7 protein-coding genes, 1 tRNA gene and 1 pseudogene are annotated in these 8,225 nt (G+C 42.3%); all 9 read left to right on the top strand.

The window, feature by feature from the left end; all coding sequences use genetic code 11:
• Positions 1–149: pseudogene (gene tuf / locus FTU34_RS06185) on the top strand (elongation factor Tu); the annotation flags it as partial.
• Between the two features lie 55 nt (positions 150–204).
• A tRNA-Trp gene (locus tag FTU34_RS06180) sits at positions 205–280 on the top strand.
• A gap of 76 nt (positions 281–356) precedes the next feature.
• Positions 357–797 carry a preprotein translocase subunit SecE gene (secE, locus tag FTU34_RS06175; RefSeq protein ID WP_078189832.1) on the top strand — a complete coding sequence of 147 codons (441 nt, stop codon included), beginning with the start codon at positions 357–359 and terminating at the stop codon, positions 795–797.
• Between the two features lie 7 nt (positions 798–804).
• Positions 805–1,338 (top strand): transcription termination/antitermination protein NusG, encoded by a 534-nt coding sequence (nusG, locus tag FTU34_RS06170; RefSeq protein ID WP_078189831.1) that lies wholly within the window; start codon positions 805–807, stop codon positions 1,336–1,338.
• A gap of 115 nt (positions 1,339–1,453) precedes the next feature.
• Positions 1,454–1,882: a 50S ribosomal protein L11 gene (gene rplK / locus FTU34_RS06165; RefSeq protein ID WP_004868049.1), complete on the top strand. Its 429-nt coding sequence runs from the start codon at positions 1,454–1,456 to the stop codon at positions 1,880–1,882.
• Between the two features lie 3 nt (positions 1,883–1,885).
• Positions 1,886–2,581 carry a 50S ribosomal protein L1 gene (gene rplA / locus FTU34_RS06160; RefSeq protein WP_078189830.1) on the top strand — a complete coding sequence of 232 codons (696 nt, stop codon included), beginning with the start codon at positions 1,886–1,888 and terminating at the stop codon, positions 2,579–2,581.
• Between the two features lie 301 nt (positions 2,582–2,882).
• Positions 2,883–3,389: a 50S ribosomal protein L10 gene (gene rplJ / locus FTU34_RS06155; protein ID WP_111885844.1), complete on the top strand. Its 507-nt coding sequence runs from the start codon at positions 2,883–2,885 to the stop codon at positions 3,387–3,389.
• 48 nt (positions 3,390–3,437) lie between these two features.
• On the top strand, positions 3,438–3,809 hold the full coding sequence (gene rplL / locus FTU34_RS06150; RefSeq protein WP_078189828.1) for a 50S ribosomal protein L7/L12: 372 nt from the start codon (positions 3,438–3,440) through the stop codon (positions 3,807–3,809).
• Between the two features lie 304 nt (positions 3,810–4,113).
• On the top strand, positions 4,114–8,202 hold the full coding sequence (gene rpoB / locus FTU34_RS06145; RefSeq protein ID WP_180035023.1) for a DNA-directed RNA polymerase subunit beta: 4,089 nt from the start codon (positions 4,114–4,116) through the stop codon (positions 8,200–8,202).
• Positions 8,203–8,225 lie beyond the last annotated feature (23 nt).

Here is an 8,225-nt window from a genome sequence, read left to right as displayed (position 1 = left end):
AAGGCGTTGAAATGGTTATGCCTGGTGACAACGTAGAAATGTCAGTAGAATTAATCCACCCAATCGCAATGGACGCTGGCTTACGCTTTGCGATCCGTGAAGGTGGTCGTACAGTTGGTGCGGGTGTTGTTTCTAAAGTAACTGCATAATATAATACAGTTATCTTTGTACAGATCGAGAGTTTCGACTCTCGATTTGCTCTGCAGGTCAGTAGTTCAATTGGTAGAGCGTCGGTCTCCAAAACCGAATGTTGGGGGTTCGAGTCCCTCCTGGCCTGCCAAATTTTTTTAAAAAGAAGCTTGATGCTGGCTCAACTGGTCATATAATAAGTCGCGAATCCTACGACGAGTACAAAAATGTCGAATGATAAATCGCGTGACGCATTAAGCGACGCGCCAATTCCTCAAAGAAATAATCCTGCTGAAGTTGTTAATTCTGGTTCCCCTTTAGACTATGTTCTGTGGGTTATCGCGTTGATTTTACTCGGTAGTTCTATGATGGTGAATCAACATTTGCCAGCATACTGGGCACCAGCGAATGATGTTTGGGTCCGTGTTGGGGTAATTTTGGCTTGTATCATCGTGGCTTTAGGTTTATTATACGCCACCCATCAAGGCAAAGGCTTTGTTCGATTGTTGAAAGATGCTCGAATTGAGTTACGTCGAGTGACTTGGCCAACCAAGCAAGAGACCATGACCACATCTTGGCAGGTACTTGCGGTAGTCTTAGTGGCATCTATTTTATTATGGTGCTTTGACTATGCTTTGAGCTGGTTAATGAAGTTTATTATCGGGTAAGAGAGCTATGAAACGTTGGTACATTATTCATGCCTATTCTGGTTATGAAAAACAAGTGTTACGCTCACTTAATGATCGAATCCAGCGTAGCGCTGTAGCCGATAGCTTTGGTGAAGTCCTTGTCCCTACTGAAGAAGTAGTGGAAATGAAGGATGGTAAGAAACGTAAATCTGAGCGTAAATTCTTTCCCGGCTATGTGTTAGTCGAGATGGAAATGAATGATGAAACTTGGCATATTGTTAAAGAATGTCCAAAAGTATTAGGTTTCATCGGTGGTACTGCAGAAAAGCCTGCACCAATTACGCAAAAAGAAGCTGATGCGATTCTTGCACGTGTACGCAATACTGGCGAAGCACCTCGTCCCAAGACGATGTTTGAACCAGGTGAAGAATTACTCGTAATTGACGGTCCATTTACCGATTTTAAAGGCGTGGTGGAAGAAGTTCTATACGATAAGTCACGTTTAACGTTGACGATTAATGTATTTAATCGACCAACTCAGGTTGAGCTGGAATTTCGCCAAGTCGAAAAATCGGTTTAATTTAACTTGGTTGATAAACGCCCGATTTGTTATGAGTCGGGCATTGTTGTTGTAACGGTATCGTTACTTATATGTATGGGGAGCCTAGCGGCGTTAGTACCCAGAGGTAATTGAAATGGCTAAGAAGATTGACGGCTATATCAAGCTGCAAGTTCCAGCTGGTAAAGCAAATCCATCTCCACCGATTGGTCCTGCACTAGGTCAACGTGGTGTTAACATCATGGCATTCTGTAAAGAATTCAATGCTGCGACACAAAAAGTTGAAGCTGGTCTTCCAATTCCAGTAGTGATCACTGTGTACAACGACAAGTCGTTCACATTCATCATGAAAACTCCTCCTGCTGCGATTCTTCTTAAGAAAGCTGCGGGCATCCAAAAGGGTTCAGCTGTACCTAACAAAACTAAAGTTGGTAAGTTGACTCGCGCTCAATTAGAAGAAATTGCGACTACTAAAGAACCAGATCTTACTGGTGCTGATTTAGACGCACGTGTACGTACCATTGCTGGTTCTGCGCGTTCTATGGGCTTGGAAGTGGAGCTATAAGACATGGCTAAATTAACTAAACGTCAAAAAGCCATTGTTGCTGCTGTTGAAGCTAACAAAGTTTACACTTTGGAAGAAGCAGTTGCAGTTCTTAACGGCCTTCCAGCAGTAAAATTCAAAGAATCTTTGGATGTTGCTGTAAACCTAGGTGTTGATCCTCGTAAATCTGACCAAGTTGTTCGTGGCGCGACTACACTTCCTGCAGGTACTGGTAAAACTGTACGTGTAGCTGTGTTTGCTCAAGGCGCTGCTGCTGAAGCTGCTAAAGCTGAAGGCGCGGACGTTGTTGGTTTTGATGATCTTGCTGAAAGCATCCAAGCGGGTAACCTTGACTTTGACGTAGTAATTGCAGCTCCGGATGCAATGCGCGTTGTTGGTAAGTTAGGTACGATTCTTGGTCCACGTGGCTTAATGCCAAACCCTAAAGTGGGTACTGTAACTCCTGACGTAGCTTCTGCTGTTAAAAACGCGAAAGCTGGTCAAGCACGTTACCGTGTAGACAAAGCGGGTATTATCCACGCTGCGATCGGTCAAGTAGGTTTCACTGCTGAAGCTGTTCGTTCAAACGTTGAAGCTCTTGTAGCTGACCTTAAGAAAGCAAAACCTGCTACTTCTAAAGGTGTTTACATCCAAAAGATCACTTTAAGCTCAACTATGGGTCCTGGTCTTGTTGTTGATGTAGCAAACGTTTCTAAATAAGTTTCGACTTATTACAGAATTTTAAAGCCCTGAGTAATATTTGAAGCACTGCTTTAAATATTACGCAAGAAATGTTCCGTCGTATATTGCGTGATTCAGGCAAACTTTGAATTGATAAATTTAGATTTATCAGCGTCAAAGACCTCAGGCGAGGGGAGTTTTATGCTTTCTTCTTAATAGCCCAGCCTGAGTAGACGCGGTGGTGTGATTTGTTCCTCCTCCGCGTGTTGGTTCAGTGATGAGCTAACGAATTGGGAGTGCATCTGTATAGGTGCATAAATCACCGTTAGGAGGTTTTACAATGGCTCTTCTTATCGAAGGCAAAAAACAGATCGTAGCTGAAGTAACTGAAGTTGCTTCTACTGCGTATGCTGCTGTTGTTGCTGACTATCAAGGTTTAACTGTTGAGCAATTAACTGCTCTACGTGTTGAAGCTCGTAAACTAGGTGTTGCTACTCGTGTAGTTCGTAACACTTTGGCTAAACGTGCTCTTCAAGATACTCAATTCAATATCTTGAGCGACAACCTTGTTGGCCCAACAATCTTAGCTTTCTCAACTTCTGAAGACGACATGGGCGCAGCTGCTCGTTTGTTTGAAGAATTTGCTAAAACTAATAAAGCATTTGAACTTAAAGCTGCTGCATTTGACGGTAAAGTTTATCAAGGTGCTGAAGTTAGCGTTATCGCGAACCTTCCAAACCAAGAGAAAGCGCTTACTATGCTTGCAAACGTTCTTCAAGCTCCTATTTCGAAATTGGGTCGCCTTATTACTGCGCTCAAAGAGAAAAACGAGTCAGAAGCTGCTTAAGCTTAAATCAATTTACACACCATTCAATACCCATTTGGAGTTACTCTCATGGCTTTAACAAACGAAGAAATCTTAAACGCAGTTGCTGAAAAAACTGTTCTTGAACTTGTTGAACTTATTTCTGCTTTCGAAGAAAAATTCAACGTATCTGCTGCTGCTGTAGCAGTTGCTGCTGCTCCTGGCGCTGCTGGTGCTGCTGCTGAAGAACAATCAGAATTCAACGTTGAGTTGACTTCTTTCGGTGCTAACAAAGTTGCTGTAATTAAAGCAGTTCGTGAAGCTACTGGCCTTGGTCTTAAAGAAGCTAAAGATCTTGTTGAAAGCGCTCCTTCAGTTCTTAAAGAAGGCGTTTCTAAAGAAGAAGGCGAAGAACTTAAGAAAAAACTTGAAGAAGCTGGTGCTACAGTTACACTTAAGTAATCTTAAGGGGAGTCGATTTTTTTATAATCGGCTCCAAAAAATGGCTGGTGGCCCTTGGGTCATCAGCCTTTTTGCGTTACAATAATCGGCTCGATTTTTGTTTGCATGATATAAAAATCATACAAATTAAAAATAATTGATAAAACCAAACGCTTACCAATATTTTTCAGTAAAAAAATATTGTTAAGCGTTTTAATACCACTAAAAATTGCAGCATTTGTGAAAGTGGTGGCCATATCGGCCTGCGTAATTCCTTCTAAGTTCGTTCTGCAGGCGGACTTAGTTTACTTTCCGAGGACTCCAGATGGCATACTCATATACCGAAAAGAAACGGATCCGTAAGAATTTTGGTAAATTGCCCAAGGTAATGGATGTTCCGTACTTGCTCGCGATTCAAGTCGACTCGTACCGAACTTTCCTTCAAGACGGCAAAACTCCAAAAAACCGCGAAGATATCGGTCTCCAAGCCGCATTTCGTTCAGTTTTTCCTATTGAAAGTTATTCTGGCAATGCTGCTTTAGAATTTGTTGAGTATAGTCTTGGTAAGCCTGAATTTGATGTGCGCGAATGTATTCTTCGTGGCTCAACTTATGCGGCGCCAATGCGTGTAAAAATTCGTCTGATCATTAAAGATCGCGAAACTAAAACAATCAAAGATGTGCGTGAGCAAGAAGTCTACATGGGTGAAATGCCACTTATGACAGACAACGGTACCTTTGTGATCAATGGTACTGAGCGTGTAATCGTATCTCAATTACACCGTTCACCAGGTGTATTCTTTGACCACGATAAAGGCAAAACTCACTCTAGCGGTAAAGTTCTTTACTCTGCTCGTATCATTCCTTACCGTGGTTCATGGTTAGACTTTGAATTCGATGCAAAAGATCTTGTATATGTTCGTATTGACCGTCGTCGTAAATTACTTGCGACTGTTGTGCTTCGTGCCTTGGGTTATAACAACGAACAAATCCTAGACATGTTCTACGAAAAAGTACCTGTATATCTTGATATGGGTAGCTATCAAATTGACTTGGTTCCAGAACGTCTACGTGGCGAAATGGCACAGTTTGATATCGTGGGTACAGACGGTAAGACAATTGTTGAACAAGGTAAACGTATTAACGCGCGCCATGTTCGTCAAATGGAAGCAGCAGGTCTTGAAAAACTTTCTGTTCCTGATGAATACCTATATGAACGTATTGTTGCTGAAGATGTAACGTTACGTGATGGCGAAGTAATTGCTGCAAATACAGTACTAAGCCATGAAATTATGGTGAAATTGGCTGAAGGCGGCGTTAAACAATTCAACGTACTTTATACCAATGACATCGACCGTGGCCCATTCATTGCGGACTCTTTACGTGCAGATACTACAACTGGTCGTGAAGAAGCACTTGTAGAAATCTACAAAGTGATGCGTCCGGGTGAGCCACCAACAAAAGAAGCTGCTGAAAACTTATTCAACAACTTGTTCTTCTCTTCTGAACGTTATGACTTATCACCAGTAGGTCGTATGAAGTTCAACCGTCGTTTGGGTCGTCCTTACGAAGTGGGTACGGATCAGAAGTCTCGTGAAGTTGAAGGTATTCTTTCGAACGAAGACATCACTGATGTATTGAAAACATTAGTTGAAATCCGTAACGGTAAAGGTGAAGTCGACGATATCGATCACTTGGGTAACCGTCGTGTTCGTTCTGTTGGTGAAATGACAGAAAACCAATTCCGTGTTGGTCTAGTTCGTGTTGAACGTGCTGTTAAAGAACGTTTATCTCAAGCTGAAACTGATAACTTGTCTCCGCAAGATTTAATCAATGCGAAACCAGTTGCTGCTGCAATCAAAGAATTCTTTGGTTCAAGCCAGTTGTCTCAGTTCATGGACCAAAACAACCCGTTGTCTGAAATTACACACAAACGTCGTGTATCAGCATTGGGCCCAGGTGGTTTGACTCGTGAACGTGCGGGCTTCGAAGTACGTGACGTACATCAAACTCACTACGGTCGTGTATGTCCAATTGAGACTCCTGAAGGTCCAAACATTGGTTTGATCAACTCACTTTCTGTTTATGCGAAAGCGAATGATTTTGGTTTCTTAGAAACGCCTTACCGTAAAGTTGTTGATGGTCGTGTAACGGATGACGTTGAATATCTTTCTGCGATTGAAGAAGTAGGTACTGTGATTGCACAGGCCGATTCAGGTTTAGATAAAGACGGTAACTTAACAGAAGAATTTGTTTCTGTACGTCACCAAGGTGATTTCGTACGTATGCCTCCTGAAAAAGTGACGCATATGGACGTATCTGCACAGCAGGTTGTATCTGTTGCCGCATCACTTATTCCATTCCTTGAACACGATGATGCCAACCGTGCATTGATGGGTTCAAACATGCAACGTCAGGCAGTACCTACGTTGATCGCTGACAAGCCGCTTGTTGGTACAGGTATGGAAGCAAACGTAGCGCACGACTCAGGTGTATGTGTTCTTGCGAAACGTGGTGGCCGTATTGAATTCGTTGACGCGTCTCGTGTTGTTATTCGTGTAAACGAAGACGAAATGATCGCGGGTGAAGCAGGTGTAGATATCTACAACCTGATCAAATATACACGTTCTAACCAAAACACTTGTATTAACCAAAAAGTGCTTGTAAGCCTTGGTGATCAAGTGGGTCGTGGTGACGTATTAGCTGATGGTCCATCTACAGATGGCGGTGAATTGGCATTGGGTCAAAACATGCGCGTAGCATTCATGACTTGGAACGGTTACAACTATGAAGACTCGATCTTATTATCTGAGCGTGTGCTTCAAGAAGATCGTTTAACATCAATCCACATTCAAGAATTGTCATGTGTAGCACGTGATACTAAATTGGGTGCGGAAGAAATTACTGCCGATATCCCGAACGTGGGTGAAGCAGCACTTTCTAAACTTGATGAGTCAGGTATTGTTTACATCGGTGCTGAAGTAACAGCGGGCGATATCCTTGTAGGTAAAGTAACACCTAAGGGTGAAACCCAACTTACTCCGGAAGAAAAACTTCTTCGTGCAATCTTCGGCGAAAAAGCGGCTGACGTTAAAGATTCATCTTTACGTGTATCTTCTGGTGTTAAAGGTACTGTTATTGACGTTCAAGTGTTTACACGTGATGGTCTTGAAAAAGACGAACGTGCTCAAGCAATTGAAAAAGCTCAATTAGATGCTTACCGTAAAGATTTGAAAGAAGAATTCAAAATCTTTGAAGAAGCAGCTCGTGAACGTATTGTTCGTTTGTTGAAAGGTCAAGAATCTAACGGTGGCGGTACAACTAAACGCGGTGACAAATTAACTGAAGAGTTATTGTCTGGTCTTGAGTTGGTTGATCTTATTGAAATCCAACCAGTCGACGAAGCGATTGCTGAACGTTTAACTCAAATTCAAGTGTTCTTGAAAGAGAAGAGCCTTGAAATTGATGAGAAATTTGCAGAGAAAAAGCGCAAATTATCTACAGGCGATGAACTGACAACTGGCGTATTGAAAGTTGTTAAAGTTTACTTGGCTGTAAAACGTCGCATCCAACCGGGTGATAAAATGGCGGGTCGTCACGGTAACAAAGGTGTTGTATCAAACATCCTACCTGTAGAAGACATGCCACACGATGCAAACGGTGTTCCAGTTGATGTTGTACTTAACCCACTGGGTGTACCATCACGTATGAACGTGGGTCAGATTCTTGAAACTCACTTAGGTATGGCAGCTAAAGGTCTTGGCGATCAAATCGACAAGATGATGAAAGAGCAACGTACTGTACTTGAGCTTCGTGATTTCTTAGACAAGATTTACAATAAAGTTGGTGGCGAACAAGAAGATCTTGATAGCTTGACTGATGAAGAAATCTTGGTGCTTTCAGGTAACTTGCGTAAAGGTGTTCCTTTAGCAACACCAGTATTTGATGGTGCTGAAGAATCACAAATCAAAGAATTGTTAGAACTTGGTGGCATTTCACGTACTGGTCAAACAGTATTGTATGATGGTCGTACAGGTGAACGTTTTGACCGTCCAGTAACTGTGGGTTACATGTACATGTTGAAACTGAACCACTTGGTTGACGACAAGATGCATGCGCGTTCTACTGGTTCTTACTCTCTAGTAACTCAACAGCCGCTTGGTGGTAAAGCACAATTCGGTGGTCAGCGTTTCGGTGAGATGGAAGTATGGGCACTCGAAGCTTACGGTGCAGCATATACACTTCAAGAAATGCTTACTGTGAAGTCGGATGACGTTGAAGGTCGTACCCGTATCTATAAGAACATTGTAGATGGTAACCATTACATGGACCCAGGTATGCCTGAATCGTTCAACGTATTGACCAAAGAGATCCGTTCTTTAGGTATCAACATTGAACTGAAAAATGGTGACTAAGAATCTCCATTAAATCTCCCTAA

This window comes from Acinetobacter sp. YH12094, from assembly GCF_013419295.1.
Classification (GTDB): domain Bacteria; phylum Pseudomonadota; class Gammaproteobacteria; order Pseudomonadales; family Moraxellaceae; genus Acinetobacter; species Acinetobacter amyesii.
Note: the sequence above shows the minus strand (reverse complement) of the source record. Positions and strands in the feature narration are given on the sequence as shown.

What these genes read in the sequence shown, in the direction of transcription:
- secE (WP_078189832.1), top strand. Translation starts at nt 357, where the DNA reads ATGTCGAATGATAAATCGCGTGACGCATTAAGCGACGCGCCAATTCCT.
- nusG (WP_078189831.1), top strand. Translation starts at nt 805, where the DNA reads ATGAAACGTTGGTACATTATTCATGCCTATTCTGGTTATGAAAAACAA.
- rplK (WP_004868049.1), top strand. Translation starts at nt 1,454, where the DNA reads ATGGCTAAGAAGATTGACGGCTATATCAAGCTGCAAGTTCCAGCTGGT.
- rplA (WP_078189830.1), top strand. Translation starts at nt 1,886, where the DNA reads ATGGCTAAATTAACTAAACGTCAAAAAGCCATTGTTGCTGCTGTTGAA.
- rplJ (WP_111885844.1), top strand. Translation starts at nt 2,883, where the DNA reads ATGGCTCTTCTTATCGAAGGCAAAAAACAGATCGTAGCTGAAGTAACT.
- rplL (WP_078189828.1), top strand. Translation starts at nt 3,438, where the DNA reads ATGGCTTTAACAAACGAAGAAATCTTAAACGCAGTTGCTGAAAAAACT.
- rpoB (WP_180035023.1), top strand. Translation starts at nt 4,114, where the DNA reads ATGGCATACTCATATACCGAAAAGAAACGGATCCGTAAGAATTTTGGT.